The organism is Paraburkholderia sp. CNPSo 3281, from assembly GCF_024206515.1.
In the GTDB taxonomy this organism is placed as follows: Bacteria; Pseudomonadota; Gammaproteobacteria; order Burkholderiales; family Burkholderiaceae; genus Paraburkholderia; species Paraburkholderia nodosa.
Genome location: NZ_JAMBPS010000091.1, coordinates 1 through 18,929, shown reverse-complemented (window position 1 = coordinate 18,929; position 18,929 = coordinate 1). Strand labels below are relative to the sequence as shown.

The following is an 18,929-nucleotide window of genomic DNA, read 5'->3' as shown; positions in this document are numbered from 1 at the left end:
GTGGCGGGGGCTCCGTCGGCGCTTGCGCGCCCGGCAGAATGGGGGGTTCCGAAGGCGTCGTATAAGCCGGCTGCGCGGTTCCCTGCGCCAGCGCGCACACGCTCGTTCCCGCGAGGGCGGCGCAGAGCAGCAGGGCAAGGCAATGTTTCCACAACTTCATATGGGTGGCTCCGTGCACGGCGCCGCGCGAGGCGACAGTGTCGGCAACGCGACGGCGGGGGCGGGTACGTTCTGACCATCGATCCTATACCGGGTTCGCAAACGCCGGACCGCAGCGGTTCATGAAACATGGGGACGCGGCAGGGGCGCTTCAACCATCGCGCGCCGAATGATTGGTTATTGAAGCGCAACAACCATAAATCAATTGGGGTGATTTGAAGCGAATTGTTGTCGTGGCTGCAACGCTGACTTGTTGCTTATCGGGATGGTTTTTCGATAGCCCGTGTTTACACTGGCTCCCACGTGTCCGACACGTTGTCTGGATTCCGCCGGCTGGCCAGCATGGGTTGCAAAGCTTGCCGGGTACCGCCTCGAAGGAGCATCGCCATGAAGCAGTCCGTTACGCTTGCCGCCCTGCTGGTCAGCGCCGCCACCGCCTTTGTTACTGCGCCCGCATTCGCGGGCGGCGATACGGCGACGCCGGCGGTTCAATCGCTTTCCGTCGCGGCGGTGGCCACGAACGCCCCGAAAACGCGCGCCGAAGTGAAGGCCGAGCTGGCCAGCGCCCGTGCTCACGGCGAACTGAGTCTGGACCCGAATTCGCCGGCTTATCCGCAGCAATACGCGATGGGTGGCTATACCGCGCCTCGCGAGCAGGTCACGGGCTTCTTCCACGCTCGCAACGTCGCCAACTGACGCTTTGGCGGGTGCGCGCCTCGCTTGAAAAGCGGGCCGCGCAGCGCGGCGACACCCCTTCTCTGTTTCCTTCCGCGCTTTCCTTGCGAGAGTCTGGCGTAGCCTCCCCGCCGGGCGGCGTACAATTTTTGTCATGCGGCAGCGCGCCAGGTGCGCTGCCGACCCCATGGCAGAGAGGATCGCGGTGCGGCTGGCTTGCCTGCCGGCGCTGCGAAGGCGGAACGCAGGGACATGGACCAGATCGAATGCGTGGTGATCGGTGCGGGCGTGGTCGGCCTCGCCGTAGCGCGGGCGCTTGCCGCGCGCGGGCGCGAGGTGATCGTGCTCGAAGCCGCCGAGGCCATCGGCACCAGCACCAGTTCGCGCAATAGCGAGGTCATTCACGCCGGGCTCTACTACCCGCGCGGCTCGCTCAAGGCCACGTTGTGCGTGCGCGGGCGCGAAATGCTCTACGAGTACTGCGCGTCGCGCAACGTCACGCACGCGCGCTGTGGCAAGCTGCTCGTCGCGACGGCGGCGAACCAGATTCCGCAACTCGAGGCGATTCGCGCGCGCGGCAAGGAAAACGGCGTGTTCGACCTCACGCGCATCAGCGGGAGCGAGGCGCTCGCGCTCGAACCGGCGCTCGAATGCGTCGCGGCCGTGTACTCGCCGCAAACCGGCATCGTCGACAGCCATCAGCTCATGCTCGCGCTGCAAGGCGACGCCGAGCGCGACGGCGCCGTGATCGCGCTGAAGTCGCCGGTCGAGTCGATCGATGCGCTGGGCAGCGGCTTCACGGTGCGAACGGGCGGCGGCGCGCCGATCGACCTCCGCGCCGCCTGCGTCATCAATAGCGCGGGCCTGTACGCGACGAAGCTCGCCAGGCGCATTCGCGGGCTCGACGCGCGGCACGTGCCGCCGTTCTATCTGGCGCGCGGCAATTACTTCAGCGTTTCGGGTCGCGTGCCGTTCTCGCGTCTCATCTACCCGATGCCCAACGACGCGGGCCTCGGCGTGCATCTCACGCTCGATCTGGGCGGCCAGGCGCGCTTCGGCCCCGACGTCGAATGGATCGATGCGGTCGATTACGACGTCGATCCCCGCCGCGCCGATTCCTTCTACGCGCAGATCCGCACCTACTGGCCCGCCCTGCCCGACGGCGCGCTGCAGCCGGCCTACGCGGGCATCCGCCCGAAGCTCTCCGGGCCGGGCGAACCCGCCGCCGACTTCATGATCCAGGGCGCGGCATCGCACGGCGTGCGCGGCCTCGTGAACCTGTTCGGCATCGAGTCGCCGGGGCTCACGGCTTCGCTCGCGATCGCGCAGCGCGTGTGCGAGATGGCTTCGTTCGATTGATCCGGTTTTGGGCCGTTCTTCCGCTTAAGCGGCATCATGCCGCTCACTTATCTCCGGCATTGCAGCGTCACCGGGGCTTGCTTCGTTGTTAAGCTTCTTCGCGACGCCGCCACCAGAGCGGCTCAGAGGCATGCGCGGCGCGCGCCACACCAAGGCGCCGCGCGAAAACCCAGCGAACGAATCGCCACAATACTGGAGTGAGTCACATGAAATCGTCCCGCCGCAGCTTTCTGATCACGAGCATCGGCGTCGCTTCGACGCTCGCGCTTTCGCGCCAGGCCTTCGCCGACGCGCCTAAGGCTGCCGAATCCGATCCCACCTCCCAGGCGCTCGGCTACAAGCTCGACGCGACCAAGGTCGACAAGGCCAAGTTCGCGAAGTACGCCCCCGGCCAGGACTGCAGCAACTGCACGTTCTACCAGGGCAAGGCCACCGACGCGTTCGCGCCGTGCCCGATGTTCGGCGGCAAGCAGGTCGCGGGCAAGGGCTGGTGCAGCGCCTATAACAAGAAGGCGTGATCAAACGGCGCGGGCGCGCAGTACGTAGACCCCAGTACGTAGACCCCACGCGCCTGGCTGCCCGCGCACGTCGTTCATGAAAGCGCAGGCGCGCTAGAGCCGCGCCTGCAGCAAAGGCGGCCGACGGTTGAACCACGGGCGCGCCGCCTCCAGTTGCGCCGCGAGGCGCAGCAACAATGCGTCGTTGCCCTCGCGTGCGGCGAACTGAACGCCGATCGGCAGCCCACGAGCGTTCCACGCGAGCGGCACCGACATCGACGGCTGGCCCGTCAGGTTGAAAAGCTCCGTGCAGCCCGCCCACGCGAACGCCTTGTTCGAGGCTTCGGTCAGCAGCTTTCTCATCAGCACTTCCACCGGCATGGCCGTGACCGCGCGCATCTGGATGCGCTCGCTCTGGCTAGGCTTCAGTTCGCCGATTTTCACCGGCGGCGCCGCGAGCGTCGGGCACAGCAGCACGTCGTAGCGCTTCATCAGGTCGGCGAGTTGCGCCGTGATGCGCTGCTGCACGTCGAGCGCCGCGGGCAGCTCGCGCTCGCCGAGCTTCTGGCCGATGTGCGCCATGGCCCAGGTTGCGATCTCGAATTCCTGGCGGCGCGGCTTCGTGCCGGTGATGTCGTCCGCGTGCAGCACGTACTGTTCGGCCACCACCGACCACAGCATGAGGAAGGCTTCGCGCGCCTGCGCGTAGTTCACGGGCAGCGAATACGGCTCCACGCGGTGGCCGAGCGACGTGAGCAGTTCGGCGGCGTCGTCGAGCGCGCTGCGCACTTCGGGCGAGAGCGTGTCCGCGAACATCGGCTCGGTCAACAGCGCGATGGCGAGCGGCCTCGACCCGTCGAGCGGCGCGCGCGCGGCGGCGAGGAAGGTGCCGGGCGCGCCGGCAGGCAGCGCGGGATCGCCGGCGATCAGGTCGAGCATCAGCGCGCTGTCACGCACGCTGCGCGATACCGCGAGATCGACGCCGAGCGCGCCGGGCGGCGGCGGCACGTCGGACGCCGGCTGGAACGCGCGCGACGGCTTGAAGCCGAAGAGTCCGCAGCACGACGCCGGGATGCGGATCGACCCGCCGCCGTCGGACGCATGTGCGAGCGGCACGATGCCCGCCGCGACCGAGGCGGCCGCGCCGCCGCTCGAGCCGCCGGGCGTGTGATCGAGGTTCCACGGGTTGCGGCAGGGGCCGAACAGCTCCGGTTCGGTGTAGGGCATCTGCCCGAGTTCCGAGGCGCTCGTCTTGCCGAAGATGTTCAGGCCCGCGGCGCGAAAGCGCGCGACCACGGGTGCGTCGGTGGTGGGAATGTAGTGGCGGTAATGGCGGCTGCCAAGCGTCATGCGCAGCCCGGCCACCGCCGCGCCGAGATCCTTGACGAGAAATGGCACGCCCGCGAGCGGCCCTTCGCTCAGCGCGTTCACGCCGTTGCCGGACGCCTCGATGCGCAGCGCTCGCTCGCGCGCCGCTTCATAGTCCTTGAGGACGATGGCGTTGATCGCGGGATTGGTGGCTTCCGCGCGGGCGATGGCGGTGTCGAGCAGCTCGCGCGCGCTCACTTCGCGGCGTCGCACGAGATCGGCGAGGCCGATGGCGTCGTATTCCAGATAGTCGGACTGCAAGGCGCGCACTCCTCGTCGTCGGGTTGGGGCGGGCTTAAGCGATACGGGCTACGCAAGGAGTGTAAGCGGGCGGCGCGCCCGCTGGGTTTGTCGTTGCGCGCGCATCGATGCATCAAGGCGTGCGCAACGACAGCCGGGCGTCGACGCAACAAGTGCCGCCGCCCGCGATACCAGGGTATTACAGATGCTCGGCGAGGAAGCTCAGCGTGCGGCCGTGCGCGAGCGCCGAAGCATGCTGGTTGTACGAGGCGCGCACCGAGCAGTTGAAGCCGTGATCGGCGTTCGGATACAGGTGGAACTCGGCGTTCGGGCGGCCCGCGAAGCGCTCCTTGACCTGGCCCACCGCCGAAAGCGGAATGCCGTGATCGAGTTCGGCGTAGTGGAAGAGAATCGGCTTGGTGACCTTGTCGGCGAGATCGAGCTGATTCTGGATGCCGCCGCCGTAGTAGGACACCGCTGCGTCCACCGAGCCGCCGGCGGCCGCCAGGTAGGCAAGACGGCCGCCGAAGCAGTAGCCGATCGCCGCGACCTTGCCCGTGCACTCGGGCAGCGCGCGCAGCGCGGCCGCCGTCGCGGCGATGTCCTCGACCACGAGGTTGACGTCGGTCTTCTGCATCAGCGCGATGCCGCGATCGCGGTCCGCGCCCACGTAGTCGAGCTCGACGCGCGGGGCCGCGCGCCAGAACACGTCGGGGGCGATCGCCACGTAGCCGTCGAGCGCGTATTGCTCGACGACGTCGCGGATGTGCCCGTTCACGCCGAAGATCTCCTGCAGGATGACGATGCCCGGACCCTTGCCGCCCTTGGGCAGCGCGAGGTACGCGCCGAAGCTATCATTGCCGGCGGGAATGTCGATCCATTGGGTCGAAACGCTCATGTTGTTTCTCCGTCTTCATCAAGGAGTCATGCGACGCGCCGCAGTGGGCTGGCAGGCGGCTCGCACACTGCCCGCGACGCGTCGCGAAATCGGGGAGCCAGTTTGCCATAGGCCCTTGACTCTCTGCAGCGCACGCCACCGAAAACTCGTTCTCGCAAGCGGATCGTAATGATCTCGATTATTCATTTTTCGGGCACGAGGGCTTTGGCTAGAGTCGGTAGCGATTTGTACCGTCATCGCTCATTCAGCCATATAAGGATCGCCTTATGAGTTCTGCTCCCGCATTGGGCACTTCGCCCGACCTTTCCACGCCGTTCAGCCGCCGCTTCGGTTTGCGCCTGCCGCTCGTGCAGGGGCCGATGGCGGGCGGCCCGACGACACCCGCGCTCGTCTCGGCGCAGCGCAAATCGTCGCGGCGCTCGATGCCGAATGGCGCGCGCTTCTCAGCAAACTACTCAGCCAACTACCCGGCCAACTACCCGGCCAACTCAGTCACGACGCGTGAGGCACCTGGCCGCGTGAGATGCGAGTCTGCAACGCATCGGCATCCGAAATTAATCGAATGCTTACTTGAACCGGCACGCGCAAAAAAGCGCGCGCTCGACGCCCGCGCGACTCGCAAACGTTATCGCGAATGCGAGGGATTTTCATATCGTCGCGACGCGTCCTGGTGTATTCCCGGAACGCCTGCGCTAACACACCAATAACTCCCGTCAAATAAACTCAAAAACGATTCGCTCGGGACCCCTCAGGGAATATCCCAGTAATTGGATCCAAAGTCGGGATGCCTTATTACATAAGGCTTTCGGCCAATTGATCAGGGTTTCGAACAGTTCTTGCAGCACGCATATTGGTACTCGCACCAATATCTGAAAAAAGTCCCCCAAATTAATTTGATCACCTACACTTGCGCGCAAGTATGGATGGGCGGCCCGCCATGAACGGGCCATTCGCCATGCTGGCCAGGTGCATCAAGGATGCATCCTGCGTGGTCGTCCGCACGGGGAGCGACACGTTCGGGGCGCGGGAGCACTGGGCGATTACGTAGCTTTTGGGTTCGAAACTGGAGACTTACATGACTATCAAGCTTCACAAGCTGTTGCCGATCAGCGCTGCGGCCATTATGTTCGCGTCGTTCGCAACGGCAGCGAGCGCAGACGTTACGGTCAAGATTGGCCACGTCGCGCCGCTCACGGGTGGGATTGCGCACCTCGGTAAAGACAACGAAAACGGCGCACGTCTCGCAGTCGAAGAGATCAACGCGAAGGGCCTCGTGATCGGCGGCCAGAAGGTCACGCTCGTGCTCGACGCACAAGACGACGCAGCTGACCCGCGCACGGCCACCCAGGTCGCGCAGAAGCTCGTCGACGACAAGGTCGTTGCCGTCGTCGGCCACCTGAACTCGGGCACGTCGATCCCGGCGTCGAAGATCTACAGCGATGCAGGCATCCTGCAGATCTCGCCGTCGGCCACGAACCCGGCCTACACGCAACAAGGCTTCAAGACGACCTACCGTGTCGTGGCGACCGACGCCCAGCAGGGCCCGGCGCTCGCGAACTACGCGGCCAAGAACCTGAAGGTCAAGACCGTTGCCGTGGTCGACGACTCGACGGCTTATGGCCAGGGTCTCGCGAACGAATTCGAGAAGACCGCCAAGTCGCTCGGCATGAACGTGCTGTCGCATGACGCGACGAACGACAAGGCCGTGGACTTCCGCGCCATTCTGACGAAGATCAAGGGCGAAAACCCCGACGCGATCATGTACGGCGGCATGGATGCCACTGGCGGCCCGTTCGCCAAGCAAGCCAAGCAGCTTGGCCTGCGCGCGAAGGTGCTCGCGGGTGACGGCGTCTGTACCGACAAGCTGGCCGACCTCGCCGGCGACGCGACCGACAACATCGTGTGTTCGGAAGCGGGCATGGCGCTCGAAAAGATGCCGGGCGGCAAGGAATTCGAAACCAAGTTCGAGAAGCGCTTCGGCCAGCCGATCCAGATCTACGCACCGTTCACGTATGACGCTGTGTACATCATCGTCGATGCAATGAAGCGTGCGAACTCGACGGATCCGGCAAAGATCCTCGCCGAAATGCCGACGACGGACTACAAGGGCGTGATTGGCGAGACGACCTTCGATTCGAAGGGCGACCTCAAGCACGGCGTGATTTCGCTGTACAACTACAAGTCGGGCAAGAAGTCGCTGCTCGACGTCGTGAAGATGTAAATCGCTTAGCGATTTCGCTCACGCGATTGGAAAAGCCCGCGGCTCAGTTTAGAACTGGGCCTGCGGGCTTTTTTTGTTTGAGGTTGCGAGCGACGCAGTAATCGATGCGCTTTTAGATGCCCAACCGCCGCAACACCTTCGGCCCCGCAAACGCCACGAGCGCCGCGCACAACGCCACCACGGCAAGCCCGACTGTGAGGTTGGTCACCTGGGTGATGCCGCCGATCACCACCGGCCCGAACAGCAAGCCGAAATAGGCGATGCCCGCGACGTGCGCGAGCCCTTCGGCTGCGTGGATGCCTTTCACGCGCGCGGCGGCCGCGAACAGCACCGGCATCATGTTGGCGAGGCCGAGGCCCATCAGCGTGAAGCCCGTGAGCGCGGTGAACGAGTACGGCAGCAGCAGTGCGCCGATCATGCCAGCGCACGCGAGCGAGGCGCTCGCCATCACGAGCTGCGGCGCGCCAAAGCGCGCACGCACGGCGTCGCCGGCGAAGCGCGCCGCGGCCATGCCGCCCGAGAACGCCGCGTACGCCGCGCTGGCGAGCGCAGGCGTGGAGAGCACCACGTCGCGCATGTAGACCGTGGCCCAGTCGTACATCGCGCCTTCGGCGATCAGGGCGATGAGCGCGATGGCGCCGAGCGCCCAGAGTGCGGGCGTGCGCCAGCGGTTGCCGGTTTTCGCGTGCTCGCCGTGCGTGGCGTGCGGCACGTGCGGCAGGACCGCCGGGCACGAGACGAACAGCACGAGCGCCGCCAGCGCCGACGCGAGAAAGAGATGCAGCGCCGGCGCCATGCCGCGCGCGAGCAGCGCGCCGCCAATCGCCGCGCCCGCCATGCCGCCCAGGCTGAACATGCCGTGCAGCCCCGACATGATCGGCTTGGCGACGGCTTCTTCCACAGCGCTCGCTTCGGCATTCATGGCGACGTCGAGCGTGGCCATGCCCACGCCGAAAAAGGCGAGCACGACGATCAGCATCCAGTAATAAGGGACCACCAGGATCAGCGCGCCGCACACGGACATCGTCAGGCCGCCGGCGAGGCAGGCGCGGCGCGACCCCACGCGCGCGATCCAGCCGCCGATGGTCGTCATTGCGGCGATCGAGCCGCCCGCTACAGCGAAGAGCGCGTAGGAGAGCAGCGCCGGGCTCAGATGGAACTTGTCGCGCACGGTGGGCACGTGCACGCCCCACGACGCGTACATCATGCCGGCGACGAAAAAGAGCGCCATGGTCGCGATGCGCGCGCGATGGCGCGTGGCGGCGGGGAGCGCGCGATGATGGGCGGCTGGGCTCGCAACGGCGAGGGCGGGAACGGTCGGTCGGTCGGACACGGGAATTCCGGGCAGAGGGAAGAGAAGGGACCAGGAAGGCGCCTGAAAGCAAACGATGATTCTAACGAAGGTGCGACTGGCCTGTTGGAGCGCGTTTGCCGAGCCAGCTGCTCTAATATCGGGAGGATCCATCGCTCGAGGACGCGCCCTTGAAGATTCCCGCTCACGCCCCGCTGCATCTGCTGCACCAGGCGCCCACCGGCACGCTCGCGACGCACTCGCGCGAGCCGCGCGGTTTCCCGTATCCCACGCTGCTGCCGTTCGCGCCCGACGCGCGGCACCGTCCGGTGATACTGGTGAGCCGCCTGGCCGAGCACACGCGCAATCTGCTCGACGACCCGCGCGCGGGCTTTCTCGTCGCGCACGCAAGCGACGCCGACGTGCTGAACGCCCCGCGCGCCACGCTGCTCGGCCGCTTCGAACCGGTCGAGGCGGCCGACCACGAAGCGAACGAGGCGCTGGCGCGGCGCTACGTGCGCTATCACCCGGACGCCGAGCGTTATCTCTCACTCGGCGACTTCACCTTCTGGGTCATGCACGTCGAGCGGCTGCGCTATATCGGCGGCTTTGGCGCGATGGGCTGGATGGACGGCGCCGACCTCGACACGCTGGCGCCGCTCGCTCCCACCGAAGAAACCACGCTGATCCGCTTTTTCGAAACGCACGCCGCGCGCCGCGCCGGACTGGATCTCGCGGGCGTGGATCGCTACGGCGCCGATCTCGTGATCGACGGCGCCCGCACGCGCTTCGTTTTCGATGCGCCGCAGCCAGGTTTGCAATCCTTGCATGCGGTGCTAGCAGACTGCATTGAGCGCCATACGCAATGACGGGATTTTCTGCCCATGCGGGCGTTATCCGCCGTTCTATATAGCGTGTCGCCTCATGCTGCTTCGCAGCAACCGGTTTCTGTCCCCGTTGATTGGCGCAAAGTTGTCATCCGATGAAATGTTTGACGTATTTCAACGCATTTAATTTTCATCCGCTGCTAATTATGAGATGTGGATTTATCTGGCAAAAGCACGATTTAGTAAAAATACCGATTTGCACGAAATGACAATGAGTTAGACGCTTGCAGGAAGGCGGCGGATTGGAAATCTGGCTTTAATTATTTTTATTGCTTACACGCATCCCGACATTCAAATTTGTGTTAATCTCGCCACCGATTTCCGAGGCACGCATCTATCAATCGGCATACTGGCGCGAGATCAGTAGCGATTAAGATCAAACCACAAGGGCACCTATGTCTTCCTACAAGGAACTCCTCGCTCAGCGAGAAAAGCTGGAAAAGCAGATTGAAGAGGCGAAGGCTCGCGAATATGCCGAGGTCCTCGACGAAATCAAGCAGAAAATGTCCGACTACGGCATTACCCTGGCAGAACTCGGTGGCGGCCGCGCCAGCGCCAAAGCCGCGAAGGCAGCCAGCCGTTCGCGTGCGAGCGTCGCGCCGAAATACCGCGATCCCGACAGCGGCAGCACCTGGTCGGGCCGCGGCAAGCCGCCGCGCTGGATCGCCGGTCAAGACCGCGATCGTTTTCTGATCCAGAAGTAAATCAACTTGTCAGCGGCGCGTTTGAACGCGCTGCGCATGAGTGAAAGCAGGAGCGGAGTCGGGCGAGGTATCTCCCGATTCTCGAAAACAAGAAGCCGCGCAGTCCGGGGACGCGCGGCTTTTTGATTTTCTGCGCCACGCGCGATTGGGTCGAGCCGTGTCCGTGGCATGAATGCGAATGCTTCCTGGTATTGTAGGCATCTGATTTAAAAGAGATTTTTAGGGCTATCCATAAAATCGACGCACACAGTCGCTACAATCGCGGTTATTCCCTAATTTGCTCTCCCGCCGCGCATGACTTCTTCCTCCGCCCCACCGTTATCGGATAAACACGAGGTCGCGCGCCGCACGACGTGGGTCAGCGTTGCCGTCAATAGTGTGCTGGTGGTGCTGCAAATCGTCATCGGCGTGCTTGCGCATTCGCAGGCGTTGATCGCCGATGGCGTGCATTCACTGGCGGATATCGTTTCCGACTTCGTCGTGCTGCTGGCCAACCGGCATAGCGGCGCAAAGCCGGACGCCGATCATAACTACGGCCACAGCCGTTACGAGACGGTCGCGTCGTTATTCCTCGGCGCATTATTGATTGCGGTGGGCGTCGGCATGCTGGTGCGCGCCGGCACGCGCATCATGAATCTCGGCGATATTCCGGCGCTGCACGTGAGCGCACTGGTCGTGGCGCTCCTCGTGCTGGTTTCCAAGGAAGGGCTGTTTCGCTACATGCTGCGCGAGGCGCAGCGCGTGCGCTCGGCCATGCTGATCGCCAATGCATGGCATGCACGCTCGGACGCGGCGTCGTCGCTCGTCGTGGCGATCGGCATCGTGGGCAGCCTCGCGGGCGTGCGGCTGCTCGATCCGATCGCGGCGGCCATTGTCGGTTTCATGGTCGCGCGCATGGGCTGGGTGTTCGGCTGGGACGCGCTGCAGGACCTCTCCGACCGCGCGCTCGACGAAGCCGCCGCCGCGGACCTGCGCGCGCTGCTGATGGACACGCCGGGCGTGCTCGACGTGCACGAGATGCGCACACGCAAGACCGGCGACCTCGCGCTCGTGGATGCGCACATCCTCGTCGATCCGCTGATTTCGGTTTCGGAAGGGCACTACATCGCGGAGACGGCGCGCGCTCGCCTGCTCACCGATTCACGCGTGCTCGACGCGCTGATTCACGTCGATCCCGAAGACGACATGCACGTGCGCTCCGTAGCCAACCTGCCTGCACGCGACGATGTGGCGGAGCGCCTGCGAAACGCGCTGGCGGAGCATGACGTGCATGTCGAAGCCATCACGCTGCACTACTTGAGTACCGGGCTGGAGATTCAGGTGGTGCTGGCCGCGGCGGACGACGCGCGCCGCGTGGCCTCGGTGGACCTGGAAGCGCTGCGTGCCCGCCTCGGCGCGAGCAAGCTCGACGTCATGCAGCCGCTCGATGCGCATGGCGCGCTGGCCGTGCACGACAAACCGCGTGAGGCACATTGAACCGCGCCACGCAGCAGGAACGCACTGCGCGGCAGAGAAGCCGCCGCGCTATGCTGGCTTCACAGCGGCAATTGCGTATCGAACTTGATTTCCCTCAGCACGACGCTCGTGCGCACCTGCGCCACCGCGGGAATGCGGAAGATGCGTTCGTGCAGGAAGGCGTCGTAGGCCTTGATGTCGGGCGCTACGATCTTGAGGATGTAGTCCGATTCGCCCGTGGTGCTGTAACACTCGGTGACTTCGGGGCAGGTGGCGATCTCGCGTTCGAAGGCTTCGACGCCGCCTTCGGTGTGGCGCGTGAGATGGATATGCGCGAGTGCGCAGACGTGCAGGCCAAGCTTTTCGCGATCGAGCAGCGCCGTGTAGCGCTGGATCACGCCCGACTGTTCCATGTCCTTGATGCGGCGCCAGCAAGGGGTGCTGGAGAGCCCCACCTGGTCGGAGATTTCCTGCACCGAACGGCGCGCGTCGAGCTGCAGCAGGCGCAGGATCTTCTGAGAGAACGTATCGAGTGTCAACTGCGCCTCCATTGCGTCGCTGTATTCCTGAATGTTAGAGGCCAGGAGAACAGAACGCAATGTGAAGCGCGAGTGATGAGGGAGATTACCTAATTTGCCGGAGTGCTCGCGGCGTTTTGCCCTGACTCGTCCCCATCAGCGGCGAGCGCGGCTTGCTGCGCGCGCAAGTCGGCCAGCATGTTGCAGAAGAGGGCGCCTTGCTCGATCGCGTCGTCAAGGGCGACGTGCGTGTGCGGATGATCGTCGAACCAGTGCTTCGGAAAGCGCGGCTTGATGCACTTGCGGTACGGCAGGCCCGTCATCGCGAAGGCGAGCGTCTTGATGTCGAGCGCCGACCACGAGAACGGGCAACGCCCGGCAAAGCGCATCATGTACCAGAACATGAAGGTGAAATCGAAGCCCGCCGGCATTGCCACGAACACCGGCTTGCCGGGCAGCGCCTCGACCCATTCGACATAGGCGACGAGCGCCGCCGCCGGGTCTTGCAGATCCTTGCGGCACGCGGCCCAGGCTTCGGGCTGCGTCTCCCACCAGGCGGCCTGCACCGGATGCGGCGCCGCGCCTTCGAGCATCTCGAGATTGGCCGAGAACGTGGCGATCAAACGCTTGTCGGCGGTGTACGCCGCCGAAGCGAAACTCAGCATCGAATGCGGGCCGGGAATGGGACCATCGGCCTCGACGTCGGTGCTGACGTATATCTCCTCAATAGCGGCTTGATTCATCGTACTTTTCACTCTCATCCAGGTACGCCATCTGCGACGTAGGGGTTGGAGCGGCGCTCTTCGCCGAATGTCGAAACCGGGCCATGGCCCGGCACGAACGTGATGTCGTCGCCCAGCGGCCAGAGCTTTTCGCGGATCGAACGGATCAGGTCCGCATGATTGCCGCGCGGAAAGTCCGTGCGGCCGATCGAACCCGCGAACAGCACGTCGCCGACCGTGGCGACCCGGTGCTTGCGGCTGAAGAAGATCACGTGGCCCGGCGTGTGCCCGGGGCAGTGATAGACCTCGAGTTCCTCGCTGCCAAAGCGCACCGTGTCGCCGTCGTGAAGCCAGCGCGTGGGCTCGAACGCTTCGGCGTGGCCGAAGCCGAAGCGCACGCTCTGCTGCGGCAACTGGTCGATCCAGAAGCGCTCGTCTTCCTGCGGGCCTTCGATCGGCACGCCGAACTTCGTGGCGAGCGCCTTCGCGCCGGCGCAGTGGTCGAGGTGGCCATGGGTGAGCAGCACCTTTTCCAGCTGCACGCCCTGACGCTCGATCTCGGCTTCGATGCGTTCGAGGTCGCCGCCCGGATCGACGACGGCGGCGCGGTTCGTCGTTTCATCGACGAGCAGCGAGCAGTTTTGCTGGAACGGCGTGACAGGAATCAGCGTGACTTTCATGCGGGGATCGTAGGTTCGGGTCTCGCGGGGCGGGCGCAGCAACGATTCGAAAGCGACGGTGCGCGCCGGCGACCCCAGCCAAAAGATCGATTGTACCGGGGTGCAGGAAGTGCCGCCGACGCTGCTCGCGTCGGCCGAAATCCCTTGTCTGACAAGGGATGCGGCGGCGCAAGACGAACGGCTTTGTTACGCCAATAGTGAAAAATCATGGAGGTTTGTGGGGCAGAGCCGTGACAGGAATAACTTTTGGGTATAATGCGACCCATCACGCACGGAATTCGTGCTTTCAAAGGGCGATGTGACCTTCGTAAAAAAAGAGGTCGCATACATCGCCGTCAAGCAGTGCTGTCGTTGAAGGCTGGCCGAAAGAGGCTGCCTTACAAGATGGCAAATCAGGTGTCGATCCGTTCGACGCCGCACGTCTTGCCCAGCCAGGTGCCACGCGCCTGCAACGGCCTACATGCCGTGACGCTGGGTGGGGCCTACGCCGCCGTTCCTGTGCGCCGAGAGTTTCCGGCGCGCCTGAACGAGTTTCATCGTTCGATGGCGGCATGTGGGGTCTGGTCAGGCTGCCGGGGACAGGTTGCGCCAGACGTGAAAGATAACTAGCGGTTAGCGGCTTAATAGGGCTGCATCCGGGCATTGGCACGCGTTCGCCTTTTTCATTCCAGGCGAGCGATGGCGAAGCCATGCCTGCGACCGCCGAAGCCTTTCCGACAACGCGCACACATGGCGCGGGACGGGCTTCGAAAACGTGATGGCAATGTTATGAACCTTAGACTGACTCGACGACGACTCGGGAGTCTCGCAGCCGTGTCCATTCTGGCCGGTTGCGCCATGCCGCCTGGCCCACAGGACCAGGCGGCCAGCGACGCCCTTCGCACGAAGGACGCCGCATTCACCGCGCCGCAGGGCTACGGCTCCGCGCTCGCTGCGCTGCCCGCATCGGGCACCGCGAAGGACAGCTCGCTCGCAAACGCCGAGGCGATCGACGAGAACGGCGCGGACGTCCACTCGTTCCACCAGACCGGCCGCGCCTCGTGGTATGGCCGCGCGTTCCACGGCCGCCGCACCGCAAGCGGCGAGCGCTTCAACATGCAGGCGCTCACGGCTGCGCACCGCACGCTGCCGCTCGGCTCGTATGTGCGCGTGAGCGTGCCCAGCACGTCGAAGTGGGTGGTGGTGAAGATCAACGACCGAGGCCCGTACGCGCGTGGCCGCGTGCTCGACCTCTCCTATGCCGCCGCCAAGATCCTTGGCGTGCAGCACGCTGGTACGGCGAAGGTGAACATCGAAGGCCTCTCGCGCCAGGAAGCGAAGGTCGCGCAAGCGGAGATGGTTGCCGCGAACTCGAACATCGATCACTAAGCGCTTTCGTTTGGGCGTGGCGCTGAGTGCGCCGCGACGCGCCCAAAGCTGAAGCGCTCGGCACAGTCGGATGCATGCGCGAAGGGCCGCCTTTTTTGGGCGGCCCTTCGGTTTTCTGGCTCGTGCTTTTGACGGCTTCGGCTGGCGACTCAGTCGTTCTCTTCTTCCTCGCCTTCACCCTTCAATTCCAGCGCCCGCGCGTAGAGCGCATTGCGCGACGCGCCCGTGAGCGCCGCCGCGATCTTCGCCGCGCCTTTCAACGGCACTTCCTGAAGCAGCACGCGCAAGAGCGCGTCGTGATCGGCTTCGCCATCTGCTTGCTCGCTCGCGCCCTCCACCACCAGCACGAACTCGCCGCGCTGACGGTTCGCATCCGCTGCGAGCCACGTTGGCGCTTCGGCCAGGGTGCCGCTCCAGAGCGACTCGTGTAGCTTCGTCAATTCGCGGGCGATGAGGAGGCGGCGCGTGGGACCGAACGCATCGGCGAGCGACTGCACGGTTTCGACGATGCGATGCGGGGCTTCGTAAAACACCATCGCGTGCGTATGCACGGCGAGCGGCTGCAATGCGGTTGCGCGTTGCTTCGGCTTGGGCGGCAGAAAACCGAGGAACGTGAAGGTCGAGACCCAGTCCCCGGCGGCGGAGAGCGCCGTTGCGAGCGCGCTTGCGCCGGGCAGCGGCACGACGTTCAGGCCGGCGGCGCGCACGGCATCCACGAGCTTCGCGCCCGGATCGGAAATGCCCGGCGTGCCCGCGTCGGACACGCAGGCCACGCGCTCGCCCGCGCGCAGAAACTCGATCACGCGCTGCGCCGCCTCGCGCTCGTTGTGCTCGTGCACGGCGACGAGCGGCTTCGAAATACCGTAGCGCGCGAGGAGCTGGCCGGTGTTGCGCGTGTCTTCGGCGGCGATGCGATCGACGAGGCCGAGCACGTGCAGCGCGCGCAAGGTGATGTCGGCGACATTGCCGATGGGCGTGGCCACGACGTACAGCGTGGCGGCCGGATACTGCTGGGCCTGTGCGAGTTCGAAGGGGGACGAGAGGGACGTCATGACACGCAACGCGCGAATGCAGGTAAAGAGGCCGCCATTGTGCCACGCGGGCGCGAGCGCACCCGAGGGAAGCGGCGCGAACGAACGCGCACGCGCAGACAACTTTTGCGCGCGAGCGCAGTCGAATGCCAAACGCCGCGCGACAGGCGCGCGTTTCGAAGCGCACGCACTGGCGTTTTTGCGTCGCGAGCGCCTGGCGCTGGTCGCGCGCAACGTGAATTGCCGCGGCGGCGAACTCGATCTCGTGATGCGCGAGCGCGACGGCACGCTGGTATTCGTGGAAGTGCGCGCCCGCGCACGGCAGGAATTCGGCGGCGCGGCGGCTAGCGTGGGATGGCGCAAACAGCAGCGCGTGCTGCGGGCGGCGCGCTACTTTCTCGCGACGTGGCGCGGCGCCGGTGCGGACGGCGAAGCTCACACGCAGGCGCGAACGCCGCCCGCGTGCCGCTTCGATGTGATCGCGTTCGAGAGCGGCCGGCTCGTGTGGCTGCGCGACGCGTTTCAACCGGAAGCACACGAGAGCTAAAACAGAGGCTAATAAAAGAAGGGTGAAAATGAATGCCCTCGAGTGCGCTAAACTTGCGGCACGCCGCACCACGCGGAAATTTTGCGATACCCGCAGTACAGATTAGAGAGTCGATGTCCGTCGAACGCATTCAACAGCACTTCCGCGATAGCGCAGCCATTACGCTCGCGACCATGGAAACCCTGGCGGTCCCGATTGCCGCCGCGGTCGATACGATGTTCGCCGCGCTCGCGAACAGCAACAAGATCCTCGCATGCGGCAATGGCGGATCCGCCGCCAACGCCCAGCAACTCGCCGCCGAACTGATCGGCCGGTTCGAGCGCGAACGCCCGGGCCTGCCCGCGCTCGCGCTGACCACCGACGCCTCGGTGCTCACCGCCGTTGCCAACGACTACGCGTACGAACAGGTATTCGCGAAGCAGGTGCGCGCGCTTGGCCAGCCCGGCGACGTGCTGCTTGCCATTACGACCTCGGGCAATTCGGTGAACGTGCTGGCCGCCATCCAGGAAGCGCACGAACGCGAAATGGTCGTGATCGCGCTGACCGGCAAGGGCGGCGGCGACGTGAACGGCGTGCTCGCCGATACCGATATCCAGCTGTGCGTGCCGGGCGACCGGACGGCGCGTATTCAGGAAGTGCATCTGTTAACACTCCACTGCCTGTGCGACGGCATCGACGCGATGCTGCTGGGCGAAGACTGACACCGTAAGACGAAGAGAGGGGAAGTTGATGAGCAGATACGGCATGACGCGCGCGCTGGCACGGACCACGCTGACGATCGGCTTCGCAGCCTCGCTCTGCGCAAGCTTGCAGGGCTGCTTCCTGGCGCTGGCGGGCGCGGCGGGCGGCACAGCGCTGGTGGCAACCGACCGCCGCACGGTGGGATCGCAAACCGAAGACCGCGAGATCCAGGTGAAGGCGCTGGCCGATCTCGGCAAGCAACTGCCCGATACGGCGCACGTGAACGTGGCCGTGTTCAACCAGCGCGTGCTGCTCACGGGTGAAGTGCCCGACGACGCCTCGAAGCAGAAGGCGGAGAGCATCGTGCGAGCCGTGACGAACGTCGCATCGATCGTCAACGAGCTGGCGGTGCAGCCGGCCAGCTCGTTCTCCTCGCGCGCGAACGACTCGTACCTCGAAGGACGCGTGAAGGGGGAGCTGATTGCCTATAAGGACATCTCCGCGAACAACTTCAAGGTGGTGAGCGAGCGCGGCACGATCTATCTGATGGGGCTTGTTACGCCGGACGAAGGCAGTATCGCCGCCAACGCGACTGCCGGGGTGATGGGCGTGGCGCAGGTGGTGAAGTGCTACCAGTACATCGACCCGCAACAGGCGGCGGTGGCGACGGCGGCTGCGCCCAGTGCACCGGCGGCGGCGCCTGCTGCCGATGCGCCGACGGTGGGCGCGGTGCCGGATGCGGGCGTGACCTCGCAGCCTATTGAGCACCAGGCGCCCGCGCCCGTGACTAATTCTTCGGCTACGCGGCCGGGGAATACGGGGGCTTTGTGATGCTTCGGTTTATTGGTGGGGTTGTTGCGGCGGTTGTGGTTGCTGGGGCTGGATTTGGGATCGCTTCGCCGGCTTTTGCTGCTGTGGCGGATGGGATGAAGGTCGCTCAGGCTAATGCTTGCATGGGATGCCATGCGGTCGATCGCAAGCTTGTTGGGCCTTCGTTTAAGGATGTCGCCACGAAGTACAAGGGCGATGCCGGGGCCCAGGCCAAGCTGGAGAAGAAGGTGCGGGACGGTGGTTCGGGCGTGTGGGGCGCTATTCCTATGCCGTCGCACCCGGGAATGAGCGCCGGCGATATCCATTCTGTTGTGACGTGGGTGCTCGCTGGGGCGCCTTCGAAGTAGTTTTGCTTGGGGTCAAATTTGACGCTTGGCAAAGCGGATTTTGTGTGTGTAGAATCGGTGATTCGTTGGGGCGGTAGCTCAGCTGGGAGAGCGTCGCGTTCGCAATGCGAAGGTCGTGAGTTCGATCCTCATCCGCTCCACCAAGAATTCGTTTAAAAACAACGCACTACGTCTAGCGATGTAGTGCGTTGTTTTGCTTTCTGGACCTATCCGCCATTTTGTGGGCGGGGCATATCATGAGAGGTAAAAATCATGGATATGCCAATGAAGAAGAAACGCACCGTCGCTTCGCAGGCAGCGGCCCGCGGGCCGCTGCCTGCCCTGCCTGAAGGGCTGCTTGACGAGCTGGTCAAGGGACCGATGACGCCCGCCGAGGTTCAGGATCTGATGCTCGCGTTCAACAAGGCAATCATCGAACGCGCGATGGGCGCCGAAATGAACATGCATCTG

At 64.8% G+C, this 18,929-nt stretch carries 19 protein-coding genes, 1 tRNA gene and 1 pseudogene; 14 read left to right on the top strand and 7 right to left on the bottom strand.

Annotated elements, in window-relative coordinates:
• Nucleotides 1-546 precede the first annotated feature (546 nt).
• The 3 genes from M3I56_RS38565 to M3I56_RS38555 all read left to right on the top strand — a co-directional run bounded on the left by M3I56_RS38565 (nucleotide 547) and on the right by M3I56_RS38555 (nucleotide 2,711).
• Nucleotides 547-855 (top strand): DUF4148 domain-containing protein, encoded by a 309-nt coding sequence (locus M3I56_RS38565; protein ID WP_254358401.1) that lies wholly within the window; start codon nucleotides 547-549, stop codon nucleotides 853-855.
• Between the two features lie 231 nt (nucleotides 856-1,086).
• Entirely contained in the window at nucleotides 1,087-2,193 is a 1,107-nt protein-coding gene (locus M3I56_RS38560) for an NAD(P)/FAD-dependent oxidoreductase (RefSeq protein ID WP_254358400.1), read from the top strand.
• A gap of 206 nt (nucleotides 2,194-2,399) precedes the next feature.
• A complete protein-coding gene (locus M3I56_RS38555) occupies nucleotides 2,400-2,711 on the top strand; it encodes a high-potential iron-sulfur protein (protein WP_254358399.1) in 312 nt (103 codons plus the stop codon).
• A gap of 93 nt (nucleotides 2,712-2,804) precedes the next feature.
• Here M3I56_RS38555 and M3I56_RS38550 read toward each other — a convergent pair whose 3' ends face one another.
• Together M3I56_RS38550 and M3I56_RS38545 are read right to left on the bottom strand one after the other, a co-directional pair.
• Nucleotides 2,805-4,319 carry an amidase gene (locus M3I56_RS38550; RefSeq protein WP_254358398.1) on the bottom strand — a complete coding sequence of 505 codons (1,515 nt, stop codon included), beginning with the start codon at nucleotides 4,317-4,319 and terminating at the stop codon, nucleotides 2,805-2,807.
• Nucleotides 4,320-4,497: 178 nt separating this feature from the next.
• Nucleotides 4,498-5,196 carry a dienelactone hydrolase family protein gene (locus M3I56_RS38545; protein WP_254358397.1) on the bottom strand — a complete coding sequence of 233 codons (699 nt, stop codon included), beginning with the start codon at nucleotides 5,194-5,196 and terminating at the stop codon, nucleotides 4,498-4,500.
• 1,075 nt (nucleotides 5,197-6,271) lie between these two features.
• On the opposite strand from M3I56_RS38545, the gene M3I56_RS38540 reads away from it, so the two are divergent.
• A complete protein-coding gene (locus M3I56_RS38540) occupies nucleotides 6,272-7,417 on the top strand; it encodes a branched-chain amino acid ABC transporter substrate-binding protein (protein WP_028203154.1) in 1,146 nt (381 codons plus the stop codon).
• Nucleotides 7,418-7,529: 112 nt separating this feature from the next.
• On the opposite strand, the gene M3I56_RS38535 is transcribed toward M3I56_RS38540, so the two are convergent.
• Nucleotides 7,530-8,648 carry an MFS transporter gene (locus M3I56_RS38535; RefSeq protein WP_375541871.1) on the bottom strand — a complete coding sequence of 373 codons (1,119 nt, stop codon included), beginning with the start codon at nucleotides 8,646-8,648 and terminating at the stop codon, nucleotides 7,530-7,532.
• Between the two features lie 251 nt (nucleotides 8,649-8,899).
• Here M3I56_RS38535 and M3I56_RS38530 point away from each other — a divergent pair, with 251 nt between their 5' ends.
• From M3I56_RS38530 to M3I56_RS38520, 3 genes are all read left to right on the top strand, one after another.
• The gene (locus tag M3I56_RS38530) at nucleotides 8,900-9,577 is read left to right on the top strand and encodes a HugZ family protein (protein ID WP_254358395.1); all 678 of its coding nucleotides are present in this window, start codon (nucleotides 8,900-8,902) and stop codon (nucleotides 9,575-9,577) included.
• 413 nt (nucleotides 9,578-9,990) lie between these two features.
• Nucleotides 9,991-10,299 carry an H-NS family nucleoid-associated regulatory protein gene (locus M3I56_RS38525; protein WP_028203151.1) on the top strand — a complete coding sequence of 103 codons (309 nt, stop codon included), beginning with the start codon at nucleotides 9,991-9,993 and terminating at the stop codon, nucleotides 10,297-10,299.
• A 294-nt stretch (nucleotides 10,300-10,593) separates the two neighbouring features.
• A complete protein-coding gene (locus M3I56_RS38520; protein ID WP_254358394.1) occupies nucleotides 10,594-11,775 on the top strand; it encodes a cation diffusion facilitator family transporter in 1,182 nt (393 codons plus the stop codon).
• Between the two features lie 59 nt (nucleotides 11,776-11,834).
• On the opposite strand, the gene M3I56_RS38515 is transcribed toward M3I56_RS38520, so the two are convergent.
• The 3 genes from M3I56_RS38515 to M3I56_RS38505 form a co-directional block, all read right to left on the bottom strand.
• A complete protein-coding gene (locus tag M3I56_RS38515; protein WP_174479506.1) occupies nucleotides 11,835-12,305 on the bottom strand; it encodes an Lrp/AsnC family transcriptional regulator in 471 nt (156 codons plus the stop codon).
• Nucleotides 12,306-12,382: 77 nt separating this feature from the next.
• Nucleotides 12,383-13,015 carry an exonuclease gene (locus M3I56_RS38510; RefSeq protein WP_254358393.1) on the bottom strand — a complete coding sequence of 211 codons (633 nt, stop codon included), beginning with the start codon at nucleotides 13,013-13,015 and terminating at the stop codon, nucleotides 12,383-12,385.
• 14 nt (nucleotides 13,016-13,029) lie between these two features.
• Nucleotides 13,030-13,674 (bottom strand): MBL fold metallo-hydrolase, encoded by a 645-nt coding sequence (locus M3I56_RS38505; RefSeq protein WP_028203149.1) that lies wholly within the window; start codon nucleotides 13,672-13,674, stop codon nucleotides 13,030-13,032.
• Between the two features lie 768 nt (nucleotides 13,675-14,442).
• Between M3I56_RS38505 and M3I56_RS38500 the strand changes: the two genes are divergently transcribed.
• Entirely contained in the window at nucleotides 14,443-15,042 is a 600-nt protein-coding gene (locus M3I56_RS38500) for a septal ring lytic transglycosylase RlpA family protein (protein WP_254358392.1), read from the top strand.
• A 149-nt stretch (nucleotides 15,043-15,191) separates the two neighbouring features.
• Here M3I56_RS38500 and rsmI read toward each other — a convergent pair whose 3' ends face one another.
• Entirely contained in the window at nucleotides 15,192-16,094 is a 903-nt protein-coding gene (gene rsmI, locus M3I56_RS38495; RefSeq protein ID WP_254358391.1) for a 16S rRNA (cytidine(1402)-2'-O)-methyltransferase, read from the bottom strand.
• Here rsmI and M3I56_RS38490 point away from each other — a divergent pair.
• The 6 genes and pseudogenes from M3I56_RS38490 to M3I56_RS38465 form a co-directional block, all read left to right on the top strand.
• Nucleotides 16,093-16,620, top strand: coding sequence for a YraN family protein (locus M3I56_RS38490; RefSeq protein WP_254358390.1), 528 nt, complete (start codon nucleotides 16,093-16,095; stop codon nucleotides 16,618-16,620). The genes rsmI and M3I56_RS38490 overlap by 2 nt on opposite strands.
• 113 nt (nucleotides 16,621-16,733) lie before the next feature.
• Entirely contained in the window at nucleotides 16,734-17,321 is a 588-nt protein-coding gene (locus tag M3I56_RS38485; RefSeq protein ID WP_028203145.1) for a phosphoheptose isomerase, read from the top strand.
• 43 nt (nucleotides 17,322-17,364) lie between these two features.
• A complete protein-coding gene (locus M3I56_RS38480) occupies nucleotides 17,365-18,132 on the top strand; it encodes a BON domain-containing protein (RefSeq protein ID WP_375541870.1) in 768 nt (255 codons plus the stop codon).
• Entirely contained in the window at nucleotides 18,132-18,479 is a 348-nt protein-coding gene (locus M3I56_RS38475; protein ID WP_254358402.1) for a c-type cytochrome, read from the top strand. Before M3I56_RS38480 ends, M3I56_RS38475 begins: the two co-directional genes overlap by 1 nt.
• 67 nt (nucleotides 18,480-18,546) lie before the next feature.
• Nucleotides 18,547-18,622 (top strand) — tRNA-Ala (locus tag M3I56_RS38470).
• A 109-nt stretch (nucleotides 18,623-18,731) separates the two neighbouring features.
• Nucleotides 18,732-18,929: pseudogene (locus M3I56_RS38465) on the top strand (IS256 family transposase); the annotation flags it as partial.